Here is a 22,356-nt window from a genome sequence, read left to right as displayed (position 1 = left end):
GGCGATGTTGACGTCGATGCCCACGGCCTGAGCCGCACCTGCGGCGGTGAGCGAGGCACCTGCGGCGATAACCGCGCCAGCGGCTATCCGCGCGACGCGGATTCGCGTCTTCTTCGTCATCTGTTGCTACCCCCAGTAGCTGATCTCGTCAATAGAGCAGCCCTATGCGGTCCACGGCCCTGCGGGGTCACACTCTCTGCAGGGCCACGCCGTACCGTGGTCATCCCGCCCGCCCCCGATCACACCTGTCCCAGACATACGCGTGCTGCTCTAGCACCCTGTCCAGAGTTAAGAACTACGTCAAGGCCGTTCCGGGGGTAAATGAGCCGCTATGAGGGTTCTTGACGGCTATTCGGAATCACGACTGTGACTCATTCCCCACATCTTCCCTTCAACTCCCCTGAGCCACCGGCGAGGTGAAAAGGCGAGGGCCCGGACAGGAAATCCTGCCCGGGCCCCGAAGCCTTACGGCTGCGGCTACTTCTCGCTCTGCTTGCGCCAGCGGATGCCGGCCTCGACGAACCCGTCGATCTCGCCGTTGAAGACCGCCTCCGGGTTGCCCATCTCGAACTCCGTACGCAGGTCCTTGACCATCTGGTACGGGTGAAGGACGTACGAACGCATCTGGTTGCCCCAGGAGTTGCCGCCGTCGCCCTTGAGCGCGTTCATCCTCGCCTGCTCCTCCTGGCGGCGGCGCTCAAGGAGCTTGGCCTGGAGGACGTTCATCGCGGACGCCTTGTTCTGGATCTGCGAGCGCTCGTTCTGGCAGGAGACGACGATGCCGGTGGGCAGGTGCGTCAGACGCACCGCCGAGTCCGTGGTGTTGACCCCCTGGCCCCCGGGACCCGAGGAGCGGTACACGTCCACGCGCAGCTCGGATTCGTCGATCTCGATGTGGTCGGTCTGCTCGACCACGGGCAGCACCTCGACACCCGCGAAGGACGTCTGGCGGCGGCCCTGGTTGTCGAACGGCGAGATCCGCACGAGGCGGTGCGTGCCCTGCTCGACGGAGAGCGTGCCGTAGGCGTACGGCACCTCCACCGCGAAGGTGGTCGACTTGATGCCGGCCTCTTCGGCGTACGCGGTCTCGTAGACCTCGGTCTTGTAGTTGTGCCGCTCGGCCCACCGGAGGTACATGCGCTGGAGCTTCTCCGCGAAGTCCGCGGCGTCGACGCCACCGGCCTCGGCCCGGATGGTGACCAGGGCCTCGCGCGCGTCGTACTCGCCGGAGAGGAGTGTGCGGACCTCCATCTCGTCCAGCGCCTTGCGGACGGACACCAGCTCGGTCTCCGCCTCGGCGAGGGCATCCGCGTCGCCCTCGTCCTCGGCGAGCTCGAACATGATGCCGAGATCGTCGATACGGCTCCGCAGGGCCTCGGCCTTGCGGACCTCCGCCTGGAGGTGCGAAAGCTTGCTGGTGATCTTCTGCGCCGCCTCGGGATCGTCCCAGAGGGACGGCGCCGCCGCCTGCTCCTCGAGCGCGGCGATGTCGGCCCTCAGCGCATCCAGGTCCAGGACGGCCTCGATCGACCCCATGGTCGAGGAGAGGGACTTCAGCTCTTCGGAAATATCGACGACTGCCACGGGTCCAGCGTAACGGGTGGGCGGGCGAACCTGTCCCTCCCCCGTTTGCCGGCCCGTACCGGACGCTTCTCAGGGGGCCGTGGGAGCCGAATTCCTCGTGTCCTCGGGTGCGACACCCGGGTCGTCCCCACTGGTGGCGAGCCAGCCGCCCACTCCTATCGCCGCACACAGGGCGACCGCGGCGAGGCCCAGCGTGATCCGGCGCTTACGGACGGCCGCCGACTTGTTCCGGGCCGAGCCGGGCCGCGGCCTGCCAGGGGCGCGCGGGGCGCGGGCCGTGCCGAGGGGGCCACCGGAGAGCTCGTCGGGGGCGGGGACGCGCATGCTCGTGTGGGTGTCCCGGTTGGAGTCCGGTGAGGACCCGGGCACGAGCGGTACCGCGCCGCGGCGGCGGGGCTCCTCGGGGGCGGGGGTGTACTGCTGCTCGTCGTACCCCTGCGGTTCGGCCTCGTTGTCCGGCTCGTCGACGTCGAGCGGGGGTATCCCGGACAGGAGCGGGAGCATCTCCCGCAGCCGCGTCGCGAGCTCGGAGGCGCGCAGCCGGGAGGCCGGGGCCTTGGCCAGGCACTGGACCAGGAGCTGCCAGAGCTCCTCGGGGATGCCGGGGAGCGGGACGACCCTCTCGGTCACATGGCGGCGCAGGACGGCCCCGGGGTGGCCGCCGCCGAAGGGGGTGAAGCCCGCGAGGAGCTCGTAGAGCACGGTCGCGAGGGCGTAGATGTCCACGGCGGCGCGCGGCGGCAGCCCCTCGACGATCTCGGGCGCCAGATAGTCCGGCGTCCCGATGATCTTGGTGGCCTTGGTGCGGCGGGGAGTGTCGATCAGCTTGGCGACGCCGAAGTCGGTGAGCAGCGCCGGGTGCGACCCACCGGGTCCGAGCGGGCCCTCCATGTCGAGCAGGATGTTCTCCGGCTTGACGTCGCGGTGGACCACCCCCGCGCGGTGCGCCGCGGCCAGGCCGTCGGCGACGTCCGCGATGACCGCCGCGGCCGCCTCGGGGGCCAGGCGGCGTTCCCGGTCCAGACGGGTGCGCAGGTCGGTGCCGCGCACGAGGTCCATCACCAGTGCCAGATCGGTACCGTCCACCACGAGGTCGCGGACGGCGACGATGTGCGGATGGCCGAGCCCGAGCAGCGCGGTGCGTTCCTGCACGAAGCGGCCCACGAGCTCCTGGTCGGACGCGAGGTCCTCGCGGAGCAGCTTGATGGCGACCGGGCCCTCGGGCCCCTCGCCGAGCCACACCGTGCCGGCGCTGCCGCGCCCCAGGATCTGGTGGGCGGTGTACCGGCTGCCGATATTCCGTGCCAAGACTGCTCCCTCAGCGGCTGGCGTTGACCCCCCGGTCGACAAAGTTACGCGGCGAACGGGGTACTGCGTGCCCTGGACGGTGCCAACCTTCACTTCTGCGGGCGAATTGAGCCCGCAGAAGTCGACAAAGAAACAGAGTGTTGACTGTTACTGGCCGGTTGTGCCGCCGGAGCTGCTCCCGCCGAGCTCGTTGAACCAGTCCGTGACGTTGCTGATGCCGTCCCCTATGGCGTCCCAGAAGCTCTGGCCCTGGGCGATCCAGTCCTGGAGCGGGGTCAGCTCCCAGATCAGCCAGGCGGCGACGATCAGCAGCACGACCGAGAAGAGGCACCCCTTGAGGCAGCCGAGGCCCGGGATGCGCATCGGGTTGGCGCTGCGCTGCCTGGGCTGGCGCGGCGCCGGCGGCTGCGGCGCGGGCTGCTGCGGGGGCGCGTACTGCTGCCGCTGCGGCGGCCGCTGCTGCTGCTGCTGCGGCTGGTAGCGCTGGGGCTGCTGCTGCGGATGCTGCTGCTGGCGCTGAGGCGGCCGGCCCTGCTGCGGGTACTGCTGGGCGTCGCGCCGGGGCGGCTGGTCCTGCTGCGGCTGCTGACGCTGAGGGCGGCGGCGCAGCGGGTCCTGGTTCGGGTCGAGGTACTGGACCTGGGTCTGCTCGTTGCGGTCCCGGGCGGCCCTGAGCTGTGACTGCCAGGGGTGCGGCTCGTCGGGGCGCGGAGGGCCGTCGGGACGCGGCGGTACGGGCGGCATCATCGCGGTCGGGTCCGCCTGGCCGCCCCCGCCCGGGGTCTGCTGCATCACGCTGGTCGGGGCCGCCGGGTCGTACGAGCCGGCGTTGCTCGGCAGCACCTGGGTCGGGTCGGCCGCACCCGGGGTCTCCGGGACGGCGGCGGGCGCCGGGTCGGGGGCGAGCAGGGCGCCGACCCCCTCGGCGGCGGCGATCTGCGCGGAGTTCGCGTGCACGCCGATGCCCGCGCCGACGGTACGCAGCGCACGGGCGAGGTTCACGGCGCTGGGACGCTGGTCCGGGTCCTTGCGCAGGCAGCGCTCTATGACCGTCCACAGCGGCTCGGGGACGGTGCTGGGGCGCCGGGGCTCCTCGCTCAGGTGCCGGTGCAGGACCTCCAGCGCGGTGCCCCCGGCGAACGGCGGACGGCCGGTGACCAGCTCGTACAGCAGGATGCCCGCGCCGTAGATGTCCACGGCGGAGGTCTGCGGACGGCCCTCGGCGGACTCGGGCGCCACGTAGGCGGGCGTACCGACGAACTCATGGGTCCGGGTCAGCCCCGGGGAGTCCGCGAGGCGCGCGATGCCGAAGTCGGTGAGCATCGGCGTCATGCCGCCGTCGCGCTCGTCGAGCAGCACGTTGGCGGGCTTCAGGTCGCGGTGCACGACACCGTCGGCATGGCTGGCTGCCAGCGCGTCCGCGATCTGGGCGGTGAGCAGCGCGGCGGCGACGGGGGTGAGCGGACCGTTCTCACGGAGATAACGGTGCAGGTCCGGGCCGTCGATCAGGTCCATCACCAGGGCGAGGAGATCGCCCTCGACGACGAGGTCCCGGGTGCGCACGATGTTCGCGTGGGTGAGCCGCAGCAGCACAGAGCGCTCGCGCAGGAACCGCATCACGACATCCGCGTCGTTGGCGAGCTCCTCCTTGAGCACCTTGATCGCAACGGTCTCGCCGGGCTGCCCGGCGACGGCCGCCTCGGCGCCCGCGGTCTCCCGCTGGCGGGCTCGCCAGACGGTGCCCGTGGCGCCGCGTCCGAGCGGCTCCTCGAGCAGGTACTTGCTGCCTACCGGCCGCACGTCATGCGCTCCCTGCTGATCGTTGTGCTTGCGGTCCCCCCGGCCCGCCCGGATGTTCCGGCCCACTCTAATGCCGCCGTACGGGCGACCGGCGGGTCGTCCGCCGGCCGTGTTGCCGCTGTGGACACGGGAGGACCGGGAAGACGCAGACACGGAAGAGTTGGTTGCCGAACGAGTGTGCAGCACCTCCCCGGCAGGACCAAGCAGGCACTTTTACGCCCACACTCGGCCATTCAAGATCACTAAGCGGCCACCCCCGGGCGTGTTGTCGGTGTCAGGTGCGAGGATGCCTCCAGCACAGAACTGTGAGGTCGGGAGCCTCACACTCCGTGACGACCTGTACCGGACGACGCGTCCGTGCCGGGTGGGGGGAATCACAGGGCATTTCCCCTGCCGGGCACCCCGCGCAGAAGGGACCGCTGACGGCGATGCAGATCCGGCTGACCGTCCTCGCGCCGCGCAGCGGCCAGACCCCGGCGCGCACCTGCGACGTGCTCGTGACCGCGCCCGCCGGGACGGCCCTCGCGGCCGTCGCCTCCGGCCTGGCCGCCGCGGTCGCCGGCCCGGAGGGCTCCCTGGGCGGCGGCGCCACCGTGCTGTACGCCGGGCGCGAGCGCCTCGACCCGCAGCGCTGCGCCCTGGGCGAGCCACCCCTCGTGGACGGCACGGTGCTCTCGCTCCAGGTGCCCGGCGACGACGAGGCGGCCGACGACGCCGTTCCCGCGCGGCTGCACGTGATCGCGGGGCCGGATGCCGGCGGCGTCCACCTGCTGCACGGCGGACAGATCCGGATCGGCCGCTCCGCGGAGGCCGACGTCCCGCTCGACGACCCCGACGTCTCGCGCCTGCACTGCGCCGTGACGGTCTCCGACGACGGCCGGGTGTCCGTCGCCGATCTGGGCTCCACCAACGGCACCTCCCTGGACGGCACGGAAATCGGCGACCGCCCTGTCCGGCTGGCCCCGGGTGCCCTGCTCCGGCTCGGCGAATCCGCGCTCCGGCTCACGCCCGGCACCCGTACGCCCACGCTGACGACGACGCCGGACGGCGAGGGTCATCTGCGGGTGGCACGCGCGGAGGCGGCGGGCGGCGTACCCGGAGAGCCCGATCCTGCCCCGGCCGACACCGGGGAACACGGCCACGCCTACGGCCCCTCCCCCGCCGGGGGCGGCACCCTCGATGCCTACGACGACGGCCCGTCCGGCCACGACGCGCACGGAGGCGAACCCTTTCCGCAGGTCACCCACGGCCGCGGCTCCGCGCTCGCCCACGGCGAGCCCCCCAGGCGCGGCGGCATAGGCGCCTGGGCGCGACGGCTCAAAGGCGGCAAGGGGGAGCAGGCTCACGCGACACCGGCCGGCGGGCCGCCGGCGGATCCGGATCCCTCGTCCGCACCGCACGCCCCCTCCGTGCCCCTACGCTCCCCCTCCGCCCCGGCCGGCACCTGGCCGGACCCGGCAACCGTGCTCCTCACCGCGCTCGGTCCCGGCCCCCGTCTGTGGGAGCGGGACACCGCGCACCCCGAGGCCCTGGTCGTACGGCTCGGGACGACCGAGCGGGCCGACCTGCCCGCCGTGCCGGTGACCGTGGGGCTGCGGGAGGCCGGCTCGCTCGGGCTCGCGGGCCCCCGGGCCCGGCTGTCCGGACTCGCCCGCTCGACGGTGGCGCAGCTCGCCGCGCTGCACTCCCCCTTCGACCTGGAGATCGTGCTGATCAGCACGGACCGGGCCCGGAGCCCGGAGGAGCGGCGGCGCGAGTGGTCCTGGCTCGGCTGGCTGCCCCATCTGCGCCCCATGCACGGCCAGGACTGCCGCCTCCTCCTCGCGTACGACCGGGAACAGGCGGGCGCCCGCGCGGCGGAGCTGGTCCGCCGCATGGAGGACGGGCCGCTCGGCCCCGGCTGGGCGAGCGCCGACCGGGCCTCCGTCGCCGAGGCGGCCCACCGCCACACCGGGCCGTACACCGTGGTGATCGTCGACGGCGATCCCGGCTCCGCGGCCCTGCGCGAGATCACGGCCGGGCTGGCGGGCGCCGGAGCCGCGACCGGGATCCACCTGATCTGCCTGGCCGAGACCCCGGCCGCCTCCCCGACCTCCCCGGTCGCCGCGACCTACGACACCGCGTGCCGGGCCTCGATCGCCTTCCGCGAGTGCGGTGCGGTCGCCATGCTGAGCGGCGACGTGGCGACCGCGCTGCGGCTGCTGCGCACGGCGGGCGGCCAGGCGGCGGGCCACGGCACCGTCGCCACCGTGGACGCCGTGTCGGCGGCCTGGGCCGAGAGGTTCGGACGCGCCCTGGCCCCACTGCGCGACGAGGGCGCGGCCCCCCTGCCCGGCAGGCCCATGGCCGCGGCCCTTCCTCCCTCCGCCCGGCTGCTGGACGAACTGGGCCTCGCCAGGGCCACACCGGCCTCGCTGATGGCGCGCTGGGCCTCCACGGCGGAGACCCAGCCGGGCGCGACGGTGCGCACGGCCGCGTCCGGCGCCGGGGACCTGGACCCGAAGGGATCCGGCCGCACCCTGAGCACCGGGCCCCGGGTGGGCACACAGCGTGAGTCCCCCGAGTCGGGGCGCACCCCCTTCCGGGGCAGCGGACCCACCAGTTCGGGCTCGGGCACCTCCGCCTACCCCCCTGCGGCCGGGACGGGCTCCGCACGGATCGGCGCGCAGCGGAGCCGGAGCGGAAGCATGGACCCCGGAGCCACGGGCCCGTCCTCCGGGCTCGCGGGACGACCCGTGGTCGTGCTCGGTGCCGGCCCCCGGGGCGCGCTCTCCGTCGATCTCGCCGACGAAGGGCCGCATCTGCTGATCGAGGGGCCCACGGGCAGCGGCCGCACGGAGCTGCTGCGCGCCGTCGCCGCCTCCCTGGCGTCCGCCGCCCGTCCCGACCGGCTCGGCATCCTCCTCATCGACGGGGCGGGCGGTGAGCGCGGTGAGGGGCTGCGTCCCTGTACGGAGCTGCCGCACGCCTTCACGCACCTGGTGGCCTCCGACCCCGTACGGATGCGGGAGTTCGCACAGGCGCTGGGCGGCGAGCTGAAGCGCCGGGCGGAGCTGCTCGGCTCGCTGGACTTCGCCGAGTGGCACGCGCGGTACGAGGAGTCACGGGCACCCACCGGCCGTCGCCCCGGCAGCGCCGCCGAGCAGCGCGGTGACCTCGAATCGCCTGCCACCGGCACTCTGCGGCTGCGGCCCGCCGCAGCCCGCCCGGCGGATCCCGGACCCTCCCCCCTCCCCCGGCTGGTCGTCCTGGCCGATGACTTCGACGCCCTGGTCGCGCCGGCGCTCGGCAGCCCCGGCCGCCCGTCCGCCGGTTCCGTCGTCCGGGTGCTGGAGGCCGTGGCCAGGGACGGCGGGCGCCTCGGCGTCCATCTGGTCGCCACGTCCGCCCGCCCGGACCGCACCGAGGACACGGAGCTGGCCCGGGGCGCGCGGCTGCGCATCGTGCTCGACCCGCCCGTCGTCCCGCCGTCCCCGGACGAGGCCGCGCCGGGCCGGGGACGCCTGGGGCATCCGGACGGCCGGGTGACGCCGTTCCAGGGCGGCCGGGTCACCGGCCGTATCCCGCGCACGGCGACCCTGCGCCCCGTCGTCGTACCGCTGGAGTGGGAGCGGATGGGCGACCCGCCTGCCCGCCGTCCGGTCCGCGAGCTGGGCAACGGCCCCACCGACCTCGCCCTGCTGGCCAGCGCCCTGGAGAGGGCCGCCCGTTCGGTGAACGCCGAGCCGCTCCCGCCGCTGATTCCGTAGGCCCGGCACCCGGGCGCCGCTCTCCGGGCCGGCCGGAACGGCCCCCGGCTCGTCCCGGACCGACGTCACGAGCCCATCACGATCACGGAGTTGACGTGGGAAGCGGTATTGCGGCTCCGGGGCACCGGGCATAGGACTGTGCGCACGGACGATGTGAACCGCACGATGTGAGACGTGAACGGCACCGCGAGGTCCCACCGTTGGTGCGGTCACTCTCATGCGCGCGCAGGAGAGACGGGGCAGGGATGCGCACAACCCTTCGAATGCGTAGGGCCGCACTGGTGTTCACCGCGATCGGGGCGCTGGCCCTCACCGGCTGCGGTGACGACGGCGCCGGGAAGGACAAGGCGGGCGAGGGCCCGGGCAAGGGCGAGGACAGCCCGTCGAGCGTCACTCTGCCGAAGCTCGACGGCGAGAAGATATCGGTGGCAGCGGTCTGGACCGGGCCCGAGCAGGCCAACTTCACCAAGGTCCTCGGCGAGTTCGAGAAGCGGACGGGTGCCACGGTCACCTTCGTCCCGGCGCAGGACCCGATCGTCAACTTCCTCGGTACGAAGATAGCGGGCGGCCAGCCCCCGGACGTCGCGATGATCCCGCAGGTGGGCGCGATCCAGCAGGCCGTGGCCAAGAAGTGGGCCAAGCCGGTGGGGCCGGAGGCGAAGGCCCAGCTGAGCAAGAACTACGCGAAGGTCTGGCAGGACCTCGGCGCGGTCGACGGCACCCAGTACGGCGTCTACTTCAAGGCCGCCAACAAGTCCCTGGTCTGGTACAACGCCAAGGCGTTCGAGAACGCGGGCGCGAGCGAGCCGAAGACCTGGAAGGACTTCATGGCCACGGCCGAGACGGTCTCCGCCTCCGGAGTCACCCCGGTCTCGGTCGGCGGCGCGGACGGCTGGACGCTCACCGACTGGTTCGAGAACGTCTATCTCTCCCAGGCCGGCCCGGAGAAGTACGACCAGCTGGCCAAGCACGAGATCAAGTGGACGGACCCGTCCGTCAAGGACGCCCTGACCACGCTCGCCGAGCTCTTCGGCAAGCCGAGCCTGATCTCCGGCGGGGCCGACGGCGCGCTGCAGACCGAGTTCCCGGTATCGGTCACCCAGACGTTCACCGGCGGTGACCAGCCCAAGGGCGCGATGGTGTTCGAGGGCGACTTCGTCTCCATCAACATCGCGCAGACCGAGGCGAAGATCGGCACGGACGCCAAGGTGTTCCCGTTCCCGGCGGTCGGCGCGGAGTCCCCCGTGGTGACCGGCGGCGACGCGGCGGTGGCGCTCAAGGACAGCAAGGGTGCCCAGGCGCTGCTGACCTGGCTCGCCTCGACCGACGCGGCGAAGATCTGGGCCGAGGCGGGCGGGTTCATCTCGCCCAACAAGGCCCTGGACGCGGCCGCGTACCCGAACGACGTGCAGCGCAAGATCGCCGAGGCGCTGATCGCCGCCGGTGACGACGTCCGGTTCGACATGTCCGACCAGGCCCCGCAGTCGTTCGGCGGGACGCCCGGGAAGGGTGAGTGGAAGACCCTCCAGGACTTCCTGAAGAACCCGAAGGACATCGCGGGGGCTCAAGCGAAACTGGAGTCCGACGCGGCCAAGGCGTACACGAGCTGACGGCGTGACCACAGCGACAGCGGGAGGCGCCGGAAGTGCGCCTCCTGCCGACAAGCGTCCTGACACGGGCTCGGGCAAGCGCCCGCGCGGAAGCGTGACCGGCACCCGGAAGGCGGTCGCGGCGGCGTTCCTGCTGCCGGCCCTGGTGCTGCTCGGCTCCCTCGTCGTCTATCCGATCGTGTACTCCGTCTACCGCTCGTTCCTCGACCAGTCCGGCACCGGTTTCGCGGGGCTCGACAACTACAAGGCGCTGTTCACGGACGACACGATCCGGACGGCGGTGAAGAACAACGCGATCTGGGTCGTGTTCGCGCCGACGGTCGCCACCGTACTGGGGCTGATCTTCGCGGTGCTCACCGAGCGGATCCGGTGGGGTACGGCGTTCAAGCTGATCGTCTTCATGCCGATGGCGATCTCCATGCTGGCCGCGGGCATCATCTTCCGGCTGGTGTACGAACAGGCGCCGGAGCGCGGGGTCGCCAACGCCGTGGCGGTCGGCGTGCACGACACGTTCGCCCAGTCCTCGGGCTTCCCCAAGGCACATCCGCTGCCGGTGCATCCGCTGAAGGCAGGCGGAGGCGGTTCCTTCGTGACGAAGGAGGCGGTGCGGGCCGGTGAACCGGTGAGCCTGCCGCTGGTCGGTGTGGTGCCGGCGAAGATGCCGGACGACGCGGAGCCCGCGAAGGCGGCCACCGGGTCCGGTGACGGCATCACCGGGACGGCCTGGCTCGACTTCACCAAGGGCGGCGGCGGCAAACCGAACGTCGTCGATCCGAAGGAGCTCGGCCTCAAGGGCATCACCGTCGAAGCGGTGAAGGACGGCAAGGTCGTCGCCAGGGCGACCGCCGGAGCGGACGGGGTGTTCACCCTGCCCGCCGCGGCCGACGGCTCCCAGCTCCGGCTTCCGGCGGACAACTTCCGGGAGCCGTACAACGGCGTCGACTGGCTGGGGCCGTCGCTCGTGACGCCGGGGATCATCGGCAGCTACGTCTGGATGTGGGCCGGGTTCGCGATGGTGCTGATCGCCGCCGGCCTGGCGGGCCTGCCACGTGAACTCCTCGAAGCGGCACGGGTGGACGGCGCGAACGAGTGGCAGGTGTTCCGCCGGATCACGGTGCCGATGCTGGCACCCGTGCTGGCGGTGGTCCTGGTCACTCTGATGATCAACGTCCTGAAGATCTTCGACCTGGTCTTCATCATCGCGCCGGGCTCCTCCCAGGACGACGCCAACGTCCTGGCCCTCCAGCTGTACCGTTCCTCGTTCGGCACGGACGCGGACCTCGGGGTCGGCAGCGCCATCGCCGTACTCCTGCTGCTGCTGGTGATCCCGGTGATGCTGTTCAACATCCGCCGGATGCGGAAGGAGGGACGCCGGTGACCACGACCAAGGCCGCGACACGGGCCGAGCCGGCCGGAGAGGCCAAGCAGTCCCTGGGTGCACGGATCGCCGCCCGGGCGGGCGGTGGCGTCATGCGGGTCTTCCTCGTCCTGGTGGCCCTGTTCTGGCTGATGCCGACCATCGGGCTGCTGCTCTCCTCGCTGCGGGGGGCCGAGGACATCGCGGCGACCGGGTGGTGGAAGATCTTCACCGCCCCCTCGGAACTCACCTTCGACAACTACCAGCGCCTGCTGGAGAACTCGACCATCACCGATTCCCTGTTCAGCACGGTCATGATCACCGTCCCGTCCACCTTCCTGGTGGTCGTCATCGGCTCCTTCGCCGGCTACGCCTTCGCCTGGATGGACTTCCCCGGCCGCGACTGGTGGTTCCTGGTGGTGGTGGGGCTGCTGGTGGTCCCCGTGCAGGTCGCCCTGATCCCGGTGTCCGAGCTCTTCGGCAGCATCGGCATCTTCGAGACGACCTTCGGTGTGATCATGTTCCACACGGCGTTCGGCCTGCCGTTCGCCATCTTCCTGCTGAGGAACTTCTTCGCCGAGATCCCGCGTGAACTGCTGGAGGCCGCCCGGCTGGACGGTGCGGGCGAGATCAGGCTGTTCACCAGGGTCGTGATGCCGCTCGGCGGCCCCGCGATCGCCTCGCTCGGGATCTTCCAGTTCCTCTGGGTGTGGAACGACATGCTGGTCGCCCTGATCTTCGCGGACTCGGAGTCCCCGCCGATCACCGTGGCCCTCCAGCAGCAGGTCCGCCAGTTCGGCAACAACATCGACGTGCTGGCGCCCGGCGCCTTCGTGTCCATGGTGATTCCGCTGGCGGTGTTCTTCGCCTTCCAGCGGCAGTTCGTCTCCGGGGTGATGGCCGGCGCCGTCAAGTAGCGCCCGGCGGCCGAACAGCACGCCAGGACATACGTTCGTCAACCTCAGGGCGGCCCGTTCACTCGCGATCGGGCCGCCCTACCTCGTCGTTCCCCCGAATGCCACATCGCGCGTAACCAAGTCACTCCATCGGCCGTTTGCGGGCCACCTGCCCGCCCGCGAGCGACCCCTGGATGTGTTGTGCCCCGGTTCAGTGTCATCGTGCCCGCGTACCGGGTCCAGGCGTATCTGCACGCGTGTCTCGACTCCGTGCTGAACCAGTCGTTCAAGGACTACGAGATCATCGTGGTCGACGACTGTTCACCGGACGCCTGCGGCCCGATCGCCGACGAGTACGCCGTACGCGACCCCCGGGTCAGCGCCGTCCACCTGCCCCACAACTCCGGCCTCGGACCCGCCCGCAACGCCGGGGTGGCCCGGGCGGCCGGGGACTACCTGCTCTTCCTCGACGGCGACGACACCTTCGCTCCCGAGGCACTCCAGGCCATCGCCGACCGCCTGGAGGCCACCGGCGGCCCCGACGTGCTGGTCTACGACTACGCCCGTACGTACTGGTCGGGCGAGAGCGTGCGCAACACCTTCTCCCAGCACCTCGCCGAGACCGGCCCCGCGTCCTTCCGGCTCGCGGAGCGGCCCGAGCTCCTCAAGGTCCTGATGGTCGTCTGGAACAAGGCCTACCGCCGCGAGTTCATCGAGGCCGAGGGCTTCACCTTCCCGCCCGGCTACTACGAGGACACCCCCTGGACGTACCCGGTGCTGATGGCCGCCGGGTCGATCGCCGTCCTGGACACCGTCTGCGTGGGATACCGCCAACGTCGCCGGGGCAACATCCTCTCCACCACCACCCGCCGGCACTTCGACGTCTTCGACCAGTACGACCGCGTCTTCGCCTTCATCGACGCCCGCCCCGAACTCGCGGTCTGGCGACCGGTGATGTTCCGCCGGATGCTCGACCACTTCTCGACCCTCTTCACGTCGCGGGGCCGGCTGCCGCGCGGAACCCGGGCCCAGTTCTTCCGCCGCGCCCGCGCCCACTGCCGCCGCTACCGCACCCCCGGCGCCCCCGTACCCCGCCGCACCCGGCTCAGGCACGCGCTGTTCCGGCTGGGCGCCCATCGCACGTACCGCGCCCTGTGGGCCGCGCAGCGGCTCCGCGGCCGACTGGGGCGAGCCGCCGCGACGGCGCACCGGGCGGCACGCGGGGCGGCGCTCCAGCTGCACTACCGCGTCCAGCTGCGCCTGCCCCTCCGCGGCGGGGACGCCGTGTTCGCCGCCTACTGGCACCGCGGCTACACCTGCAGCCCGGCGGCGCTGGAGGCCACGGCCAGGGCGCTCGTCCCCGGGCTCCGCACCTCCTGGATCTGCCGCCCCGAGGACGCTCACACCGTGCCGGAGGCGACCCGCGTGCTGCACCCGGGCACGGCCGCCTACTGGAAGGCTCTGGCACGCTCCAAGTACCTCGTGAACAACGTCAACTTCGACCGCAGGCTCGTGAAGAGGCGTGGGCAGGTACTGCTGCAGACCCATCACGGGACGCCCCTCAAGACCATGGGCACCGACCTCGTGCACCGGCCGGCGGCGGCAGGCTCCATGGACTTCGGGCAGCTGCTGCGCAACATCGACAAGTGGGACTTCTCGCTCTCCGCCAACCAGCACTCCACCCTCGTCTGGGAACGCACCTACCCGTCCGGCTACACCACACTGGAGTACGGCTCCCCGCGCAACGACGTCTTCCACCGTACGAACCCGGACAGGACCGCGCGGCTGCGCGAGCACCTGGGCGTCCCGGAGGGCAGCACCGCCCTGCTGTACGCGCCGACCCACCGCGACTACCGGCGCGCCCAGAAGCACTCCCTGGACCTGGAGCAACTCGTCCGCGTCCTGGGTCCGCACTTCGTGGTCCTGGCCCGCTCCCACTACCTGGACGCGACGGCCCGGGCCACCGCGGGCCACACCCGGCACCCGCGGATCATCGACGTCAGCGCACACCCGTCCGTCGAGGAGCTCTGTCTCGCCTCCGACGGGCTGATCACGGACTACTCGTCGCTGATGTTCGACTACGTCAACCTGGACCGGCCGGTCGTCCTGCACCTGGAGGACGCCCAGGCGTACGAGGCGGCGCGAGGCACGTACTTCGATCCGGCGGCCTTCCCTCCCGGGGCGGTCGCCCGTGACCAGGAGGAACTGCACGAGATCTTCGCCACGGACCACTGGCGCGGGCCCCGCTCCACGCAGCGCCGGGCGGCTTTCCGGGCCCGCTTCTGTCCGTACGACGACGGGCACGCGGCGGAGCGGGTGGTACGCCGCGTCTTCCTGGACGACACCTCGGGCATGCCGCTGCCCGCCCCGCTGACGGGCCGTGGGCGTACAGGGGTACCGCGGCAGGTACCGGTGCGGGAGTACACCGGCGGGTGAGGCCCTGGCCCCGGCAGGCGCCGGGGCCAGGAGCTTGCCCGGCAGGGACACGCGCCGGGGCCGGGAGCGGGCCCGGCAGGGGCACGGGCCGTTCAGCGCTCCAGGAAGGCGAAGAGCTCTTCCCAGCGGCCCATGATCTCCGCCTCGGAGAAGCGCTGGACATTGGTCCGCGCCCGGTCCCCCATCGCGTCCCTGAGCCGGGGGTTGCCGGTGAGCCGGAGCAGCCGGTCGGCCAGCGCGCCGATGTCGCCGGCGGGCGCGAGCAGGCCGTCCTCGCCGTGGCGCACGATCTCCCGTACGCCCGGCGCGCAGTCGAACGCCGCGCACGGCACCCCGCTCGCCATGGCCTCCAGCAGCGCGAGCGGGAAGCCTTCCCCGCGTGAGGACTGGACGAAGACGGAGGAGGCGGCGAGCGCGGCGGGAACGTCGTCCGTGCGCCCCCGCCACCCGACCGAGCCGTCGAGGCCCAGGCCGGTGCACTGCGCCCTGAGGTCGGCCTCGTCCTCGCCCGCCCCGTAGACGTCCAGCCGCCAGTCGGGGCGCTGCGGAGCCACCAGCGCCCAGGTGTCCAGAAGCATGTCGATGCCCTTCTGGTCGGTGAGCCGGCCGATGCTCGCGACCGTCTTCCCGCGGCGGGGGGAGGGCACTTCGGGGAGTGCGGCCAGGGCGTTGGGCATGAAGCCGACGTTGTTCATCCCGTCGCCCGCCCACTTGTCGGCGTCCTCCTCCGTGAGGACGAGCCAGCGGTCGAGCGGCGGGTAGTGGTTCTTGATCCAGCGGTAGCGGTGGCTCGCCCGGGAGTAGTCGTACGACTCGTGGCTCATCCCGATGACCCGCAGACCGCCGGTGTCGGCCTCGCCGACCCACTCCATCGCCCAGACCTGGCTGACGATCACCACCCCGCCGGGCCGCGCGGCCCGGAAGATCTCCGAGAGCCGTTCGACCGCCTGTCGTTTCCGGGCCACGCGGTCCGCCTCGGCGCGCCGCGCGGCGATCCGGAAGCGGTCCCGGAGGCCCTTGGGCGCCCAGGGCGTCGGTGGGTGCGCGGGGTACAGGGCGGTCACGGGGTGGGCGGGCCGCCCGGGCAGGGCCATCTTCCGTTCCGCGGCGTGGATGCCGATGGTGTGCACCCGGTGGCCGGCCTCCTGGAACAACCCGGCGGTCCGGTGCATCCAGGCGGTCACACCTCCGAGTTCGTCGGTGCTGTTGGAGACGATGAAGACGTCACGGCTGCGGCTCATCGGCCGTCCTCCCCGGTACGGATGGCGCGCGACGGGGCGGTGTGCCGGGCGAACACGGTGTCGACGACCACCCTGGCCGCGTCCCCACGGTCGTAGCCACCGAACTCCGCCGCGAAGGCCGCGCGCTGTTCCTGGAAGCCGGTGTCCGCGGTCTTCAGCCGGGCCAGCACCTCGAACAGCTCCTCCTCGGTCGCGGTCACCGGCCCCGGCGCCTTCTCCCGCAGGTCGAAGTAGCTGCCCCGCTCGGCGGCGTAGGCGTCGAGGTCGGGGGCGAAGAGGACGATCGGGCGGTCCAGGAGCGCGTAGTCGAACATGATCGACGAGTAGTCCGTGACCAGGACGTCGGCCAGCGTGAGCAGTTCGCTGACGTCGTGGTGGCCCGACACGTCGACGACCGTCCCGGGCGGGCAGACGGGCAGGCTCGCCGCCTCCAGGTAGTGCGCCCGCACCAGCAGCGTGTAGGTGTCACCGAAGCGTTCCGCGAAGCGCGCCGCGTCCAGCAGGAGCCGCTGCCGTCTGCGCTTGCCGGGCCCGCCCCGGAAGGTCGGCGCGTACAGCACGACCTTGCGGTGGTCGGGCAGGCCGAGCTCGGCCGCGAGCGCCGGCCGGGGAAGACGCCCCTCGGCCTCGTCCCGGGCACGCGCGGCGAGCAGGACGTCGTTGCGGGGGTATCCGGTGCGCAGCAGCGTCCGCTCGGGCAGCCGGTAGGCGCGGGCCAGCGTGCGTTCGTCGTGCTCGGACCGTACGAGGAAGTGGTCGAAGCGGTTCACGGCCTGCTGGAGCCGTTCACGCTGCGGGGCGTTCTGCATGCGCACCCGGGTCTCGTCGAAACCCATGCGTTTGTACGCCGAGCCGTGCCAGGTCTGCAGATAGGTCGTGCCGGAAGGTTTGCCGAGGTGCTGCGGGAACCCCTGGTTGTCCACCCAGTACTCCGCCCGGGCCAGGGCCCACAGATAGCGCCAGGACCAGCGGCGCACGAGCGCGGCGTCCGAGGGGAAGCCTGCCGGGGATTCGGCGTACGACCAGACGCAGCGCAACGGGAGCCCCCGGGCGCGCACCTCCTCGTGGACGGCCCGGGGGCTGTCGCCGTAGCAGGTGCCCATGTGGCTCTCGAAGACCACCGAGCCCTTGCGCACGGGCAGCCGGAGCAGCCAGGAGCGGTAGACGGAGACCTTGAGGCCCCGGGCGTGCAGCCGGTCCCGGCGCCTGCGCAGGGCGCGGATCAGGAGCCTGGCCCGGCGGGCGGGGCGGAAGTGGGTGGCGTAGTGGACCAGCCGGCGGGCCGTGCGGGCGGGCCGGTGCCGGGCTTCGAGCCGCAGCGCCAGGTGGTCCCGGAGCGTGATGTAGGGCTGCCAGGTGTCCCCGGCCGTCCTGCCCAGCCGGGGCAGTGCGGGGGACCGGTCCGCCGGGCCCACGAGGTCGTGGGCGGCGAAGAGGTCGCTCACGGACCGGGTCCGGCCGTCCTCCACCACCATCCGCACGTCCCACACCGTGTCGCGCGGGCCGAGGGGGCGCAGCAGGCGGGTGAGGCCGGCGCGGGTGGACCAGCTGATCCCGGTGGCGTCGGGCCGCAGCGTGTCGACCGGGGCGCGGAACGCGCGGGACCCGTCACGTACGCGGAACTCCAGATGGGCCGTGAGGGGGCCGTCCGGGTCGGGCCCGGTGTGGGCGGGCAGGACGAGACGGCCCTCGAGCAGGACCAGCGGGCCGTCGGCCTCGTAGCGGGTGAGCCTGTTCATCAGTTTCAGCTCGCCGAACGACCGGTACCGGTGGCCCAGTTCGGTGACGTCCAGCACCGGATCGGGACCGCCCGGCCAGTACACGCGCCCGTCGTCCCCCATGACGAGGGGAGCGGCCACGGCGCCCCGCCTCCGCAGCGCGTACGCCGCGGTGAGCACCCCGTCCGCGTCGCCCCGCTCCAGCAGCCGGAGGCCGACGCGCTCGACGGGCGGGAGGGTGAGCAGTGCCGGCACCGGGACGCAGCCGGGCAGCACCCGGGCCGCAGTCGCCGCGACGCGTTCGCGCGTGGCCGAGGCCAGTTCGGGGAAGCTGCGCACCAGCGGCACGAGGTGGTCCAGCAGGAAGGCGCGGTCCCGCTCCTCGCGCAGCTCCGCGAGCCCCTGGGCCACCAGCACGTGGCACACGCGCCGGTGCGCCTCCACGAGCCCGGCGAGGTCACGTCCGGCGTCGGGCACGGCCCGCCCGGAGACGATCCTGCGGCGTACGAGTGCGATCCGCCCGACCACGGCCGCCGCCAGGGGGCCGAACAGCATCCCGCTGTGGGTGAGGTCCTCGTCGTAGCGCAGGGCGTGCCGCTCCAGTGCCGCCCGCCGCACGCAGAAACCGGTCACCAGGGCGTCGTGCACCGCGAGTTCGGGGGCCTCGGTGAACCGGCCGACGGTACGGGAGCGGAGGAACAGCGGGTGCTGCCAGGAAGGTTCCCGCTCCTTCGCCCCGTCCCCGGTCAGCCGGCTCCATCGCCCGGCGACCAGGTCGGCACGGGTGCGCGCCCCTGCCTCCCAGAGGTTGCGGCAGGCGTGCTGCTGGAGGCGTTCGCCGACGTCGAGGACGAGGACGTACGTGCCTCGCGCGGCGTCCAGTCCGGCGTTGCGCATCGCGGCGACGGAGTCCGCGCCGGGGTCGAGCACGCGGATCCGGCCGGGGGAGCGCGCGGAGAGCGACCCGGCCGCCGTCCGCAGGGCGGCGGGTGCGCCGGCGGGCAGGACGAGGAGGGCCTCGACGGCGCGCAGGCTCTGGTCGAGCACGGACTCCGCGGACGTGGCCAGTGCCTCCTCCCCGCCCTCCGCGGCGGTGATGACACAGCTGAAGTCGGGTGTGCTCATGCCCGCACCTCCTTCAGCATCCGGTCCACGACCTGGGCGGCCGCCGTCCCGTCGTCGAGATCGCAGAAGGCCTCGCGGAAGCCCGCGTACGCCTCGCGGTGGCCCGCCGTGGCGGCGTCGGGGTCGCGCAGCGCCTCGACGACGGCGGCCGAGTCGGTGATCAGCGGGCCGGGCGCCAGCTTCTCGAAGTCGAAGCAGAACCCGCGCAGGGTGTCGCGGTAGTGCTCCAGGTCGTAGGTGTGGAAGAGCATCGGCCGGCCCGTCTGCGCGAAGTCGAACATCAGGGACGAGTAGTCCGTGACCAGCACGTCGCTGATCAGCATCAGCTCGGCGACATCGGGATGACGCGACACGTCCCGTACGAAGTCGCTCGAAGGGATGCTCCCGCCGACCAGGTAGTGGCGGCGCACCAGCAGGACGTGGTCGTCGCCGAGGGCCTTCCGTGCGTGGTCCAGGTCCAGTTGCAGATCGAGTCCGTACCGACCGCTCTGCTTGGGCCTGTCCTCGCGCCAGGTGGGGGCGTACAGGACGACCCGCTTGCCCTCGGGCACGCCGAGCGACTGCCGGACGGCGTCGGCCGTCTTCGCCCGGTCGGGCGCGTACAACAGGTCGTTGCGTGGGTAGCCGCACTCCAGCACCTCGCCCGTATAACCGAACGCGCGGCGCAGGACGGGCGTGGAGAAGCGGTTCGGCGAGACGAGCACGGTCCACTGGGCGGCCCGCCGCGGCATGGACTCCATGTACGCGGGGTCCGCGAAGGCGGTGCCCGCCAGGTCCCGGCCGATGCGCTTGAGCGGGGTGCCGTGCCAGGTCTGGACGACGAACTGCTCCTCGGCCCGCTCGAACCACTCGGGCAGCTGGGTGTTGGTGACGATCCACCGGCTGCGGGCCAGGGCGTCGTACCACTCGGCGCTGTACAGGGCCACGGCGCGCGCCCCGGCGGGCACGGCGGCCTGCTGGTCCCGGACCACCCACAGGTGCTCGACGCGGGTACCCCGTCGGGCAAGTTCCTCGTGGACGGCGCGGGGCGAGTCGGAGACCTGGCGCCCGTCGAAGCTGCAGTGGAGCACGGTGTCCCGCAACTCCCGCCCGCGCAGGCTCACATACCACTCGCGCAGCCGGCGCTGCGCGTACGCCCCCCGGTCCTCCGGCGACAGGGCGCTGCCCGAGTGCAGGCAGAGCCGGTCGTGGAAGCGCCTCTCCAGGGTGAAGCGCCGCCCTCCCGCCTCGCGCCCCAGCGGCAGCCCCGCATGCAGCTGGTGCACCACGCGCAGCGGCAGATAGCGCTCCGGGTCGGTCTCGCCCCGTGTCCGGAGGAAGGGGTACCACCGGCCCTCGGCGAGCGGCAGTACGCCGCCGGGCCCGTCGACGGCCCCGGGAGACAGCTCCGCGCGGAAACCTGCGCCCGTGCGCTCCACGGCGAAGGTGTTCTCCTCGTGGTGGCCGCCGTGGCGCAGGACGAGCTCGACCGGGCGGCCCCGCACGTCGGGGAACTTCCCCTCCAGGACCAGTCCGGCGCCGTCCGTCCACGACACCCGCGCGACCACGGGCCGCACGTCCCGGTCGGTGAGCACGAGGTCCCCGGAGGGGTTGGCCGCGGCGTAGACCTCGCGGCCGCCGGGCAGCGGATACCGTCCGGCGTCGGTCTCCGGACGGGCCGCGACCGTCAGCCGGCGCGCCCCGCCGGCCAGCTGGACGCCCCAGTCGCCCTCGGAGCCCCGGAACGTCACGAGCGGCACCTCGGCGACGACGGTGCGGCCGTCCGAGCCGTCGTCCGCCACCAGCGGGAACTCACGGGTCTCCTTCGTACGCCACTCCTGGATCCGCAGGACCGTCGGCGCGTCCCCGGACAGCACCCGCACCGCGATCCGGATCCCGTCACCGGTATCCGTCGGCCCGTGGCCCGCGAGCACGGCGTCGACCCGTTCGGCACGCAGTTCCAGTTTGTTCCCGGAGAGCAGCGGCACCACCCGGGTGCGCTCGTCGACGTAGGCCACCGCGGGCGCGGCCGGATTGCCGAGCAGCCGCATGGGCCCCCGGCGCGGACGTCCGGCGCCGACGACGACGGATTCCAGCTTCCAGAGGGTCCGGTTGCCCCGCGCCGTGCCGCGGGTCACGAGCCGGCGCGGGTCGACGGCGGTCTCGAAGCCGGACCGTTCGTAGCGGTGCAGCGAGCGGCCCGATCCCGCCGCCGCCTCGTCCGTCACCGTCCTCCGCAGCCGGAGGGGGATCAGCCGGCGGCCCGACCTCAGCCAGCCGGTCCCGGCCGACCTGCCCGGGGCGTTGCGCACGTACGCGTACCCCTTGAGGTGCAGCAGCCCGTCCCTCCACACGGCCTCGGTGAGATGCGCGTGCACGGGGAGGTCCGCGGCGGAGAGCGAGGTGACCCTGCGCGGGAGGGGGGCGTCGATACCGGGGTACTCGGCCCGTGGCCGCAGTCGTCCCCGGACGTGGAAGGTGTCACGGTCGGTGGATTCCTGGCCCAGGAGGGCGAGCAGGTCCGCCGTCCTGCGCTCCCGGATGAGCTGCCACTTGACCCGCAGGTGCAGGGGCAGTGCGTCGAAAACGGCGGGTTCGACCGTGTCGGCGAAGGCGTTGGCGTGGGTGAGGAAGGCCTCGTGGAAGCTTTCGTCACCGTCCCGGAGGGCCTCGATGAAGAGCCACAGGTCACCGGAGAGAGCGTGCTCGTCGTAGCGCCGCTTCGCCTCCGTCATGCCCCGGTCCGCGAGGAAGCGGCTGACCGTGGAGACCGCCGTGACCCGGTCGCGGATGCCCCGGGGCACCGCGCGCCGGCTGGTGATCGAGCCGTCGCGGTCCCGCCAGTGGTAGACCGGCTCCTCCACGACGTCGACGCTCCGGGCCAGGAAGTGGGCCGGCAGGACCACGGCGATGTCCTCGTACAGGACACCCGTCGGGAAGGCGAAGGCGTGCAGGTCCCAGAACGACCTGCGGAACACCTTGTTGCACGCGATGCGGTCGCCGAGCAGGATCCAGTCCCGGGTGACGTGGGTGGCCCGCCGGTGCTTCTCCATCGGCCTGCGGAACATCGGGGACTGTTCGAGTGCCCCGTTCCCCCTGAGTCGCAGGACGTTGCCGGTCGCGAAGTCGGATCCGGAGGCTTCGAGTTCACCGAGCATCCTGGCGAAGGCTCCCGGCGGCACGATGTCGTCGCTGTCGACGAACGCCAGGAATCCGGCGTCCGGGTGGGCCTGCCCGGCCCCCGCGTTGCGCGCGGCACCGAGCCCGGCGTTCTTCTGCCGGATCAGACGGAAGCGCGGGTCCCGACGGGAGAACTCCATGGCGACGTCGGCGCTGCCGTCCGTCGAACCGTCGTCGACCATGACGACTTCCAGGTCGGCCATGGTCTGCCCGGCGAGCGAGTCCAGGCAGGCTCCGAGGTAATCCTCGACGTTGTAGAGCGGGACGACGACGGTGAGACGGGGTGCCATGGCGCTGCGCACGATCCTTCCGGACGAACGGACTTCCTCTGTATGGAACGAGCCCCGTGCCGGGGAGGCACGGGGCTCGCGAC

General features: G+C 72.6%; 11 protein-coding genes. 5 read left to right on the top strand and 6 right to left on the bottom strand.

All coding sequences use genetic code 11. The annotated features are described in order from the left end of the window. Positions 1 to 477: 477 nt before the first annotated feature. The 3 genes from prfB to OO67_RS09375 form a co-directional block, all read right to left on the bottom strand. Positions 478 to 1,584, bottom strand: a complete 1,107-nt coding sequence (gene prfB / locus OO67_RS09385; RefSeq protein ID WP_033298889.1) for a peptide chain release factor 2 — start codon at positions 1,582 to 1,584, stop codon at positions 478 to 480. 69 nt (positions 1,585 to 1,653) lie between these two features. Further along, positions 1,654 to 2,892: a serine/threonine-protein kinase gene (locus OO67_RS09380; protein WP_033298888.1), complete on the bottom strand. Its 1,239-nt coding sequence runs from the start codon at positions 2,890 to 2,892 to the stop codon at positions 1,654 to 1,656. 147 nt (positions 2,893 to 3,039) lie between these two features. Continuing rightward, positions 3,040 to 4,692, bottom strand: coding sequence for a serine/threonine-protein kinase (locus OO67_RS09375; protein WP_033299437.1), 1,653 nt, complete (start codon positions 4,690 to 4,692; stop codon positions 3,040 to 3,042). 428 nt (positions 4,693 to 5,120) lie between these two features. Between OO67_RS09375 and OO67_RS09370 the strand changes: the two genes are divergently transcribed. The 5 genes from OO67_RS09370 (at position 5,121) to OO67_RS09350 (ending at position 14,740) form a co-directional block, all read left to right on the top strand. After that, positions 5,121 to 8,441, top strand: a complete 3,321-nt coding sequence (locus tag OO67_RS09370) for an FHA domain-containing protein (protein ID WP_033298887.1) — start codon at positions 5,121 to 5,123, stop codon at positions 8,439 to 8,441. A gap of 245 nt (positions 8,442 to 8,686) precedes the next feature. Next, positions 8,687 to 10,051 (top strand): ABC transporter substrate-binding protein, encoded by a 1,365-nt coding sequence (locus OO67_RS09365; RefSeq protein WP_208860994.1) that lies wholly within the window; start codon positions 8,687 to 8,689, stop codon positions 10,049 to 10,051. A gap of 4 nt (positions 10,052 to 10,055) precedes the next feature. Further along, positions 10,056 to 11,429 carry a carbohydrate ABC transporter permease gene (locus OO67_RS09360; protein ID WP_078597783.1) on the top strand — a complete coding sequence of 458 codons (1,374 nt, stop codon included), beginning with the start codon at positions 10,056 to 10,058 and terminating at the stop codon, positions 11,427 to 11,429. Further along, complete coding sequence (locus OO67_RS09355; RefSeq protein WP_033298884.1) at positions 11,426 to 12,325, top strand: carbohydrate ABC transporter permease; 900 nt, start codon at positions 11,426 to 11,428, stop codon at positions 12,323 to 12,325. Before OO67_RS09360 ends, OO67_RS09355 begins: the two co-directional genes overlap by 4 nt. Positions 12,326 to 12,505: 180 nt before the next feature. Next, positions 12,506 to 14,740, top strand: a complete 2,235-nt coding sequence (locus tag OO67_RS09350; protein WP_033298882.1) for a bifunctional glycosyltransferase/CDP-glycerol:glycerophosphate glycerophosphotransferase — start codon at positions 12,506 to 12,508, stop codon at positions 14,738 to 14,740. A gap of 92 nt (positions 14,741 to 14,832) precedes the next feature. On the opposite strand, the gene OO67_RS09345 is transcribed toward OO67_RS09350, so the two are convergent. The 3 genes from OO67_RS09345 to OO67_RS09335 are packed head-to-tail and all read right to left on the bottom strand — an operon-like array spanning position 14,833 to position 22,273. After that, positions 14,833 to 15,981, bottom strand: coding sequence for a glycosyltransferase (locus OO67_RS09345; protein WP_033298880.1), 1,149 nt, complete (start codon positions 15,979 to 15,981; stop codon positions 14,833 to 14,835). After that, complete coding sequence (locus tag OO67_RS09340; RefSeq protein ID WP_033298879.1) at positions 15,978 to 18,824, bottom strand: bifunctional glycosyltransferase/CDP-glycerol:glycerophosphate glycerophosphotransferase; 2,847 nt, start codon at positions 18,822 to 18,824, stop codon at positions 15,978 to 15,980. The genes OO67_RS09345 and OO67_RS09340 overlap by 4 nt, the downstream gene beginning before the upstream one ends. After that, positions 18,821 to 22,273, bottom strand: a complete 3,453-nt coding sequence (locus OO67_RS09335) for a bifunctional glycosyltransferase/CDP-glycerol:glycerophosphate glycerophosphotransferase (RefSeq protein WP_033298878.1) — start codon at positions 22,271 to 22,273, stop codon at positions 18,821 to 18,823. Before OO67_RS09335 ends, OO67_RS09340 begins: the two co-directional genes overlap by 4 nt. Between the last annotated feature and the right edge of the window lie 83 nt (positions 22,274 to 22,356).

Source organism: Streptomyces atroolivaceus, from assembly GCF_000717025.1.
Taxonomy (GTDB): Bacteria; Actinomycetota; Actinomycetes; order Streptomycetales; family Streptomycetaceae; genus Streptomyces; species Streptomyces atroolivaceus.
This window is presented reverse-complemented; position numbering and strand designations above follow the sequence as displayed.

What these genes read in the sequence shown, in the direction of transcription:
- OO67_RS09335 (WP_033298878.1), bottom strand. Translation starts at nt 22,273, where the DNA reads ATGGCACCCCGTCTCACCGTCGTCGTCCCGCTCTACAACGTCGAGGAT.
- OO67_RS09370 (WP_033298887.1), top strand. Translation starts at nt 5,121, where the DNA reads ATGCAGATCCGGCTGACCGTCCTCGCGCCGCGCAGCGGCCAGACCCCG.
- OO67_RS09340 (WP_033298879.1), bottom strand. Translation starts at nt 18,824, where the DNA reads ATGAGCACACCCGACTTCAGCTGTGTCATCACCGCCGCGGAGGGCGGG.
- OO67_RS09365 (WP_208860994.1), top strand. Translation starts at nt 8,687, where the DNA reads ATGCGCACAACCCTTCGAATGCGTAGGGCCGCACTGGTGTTCACCGCG.
- OO67_RS09345 (WP_033298880.1), bottom strand. Translation starts at nt 15,981, where the DNA reads ATGAGCCGCAGCCGTGACGTCTTCATCGTCTCCAACAGCACCGACGAA.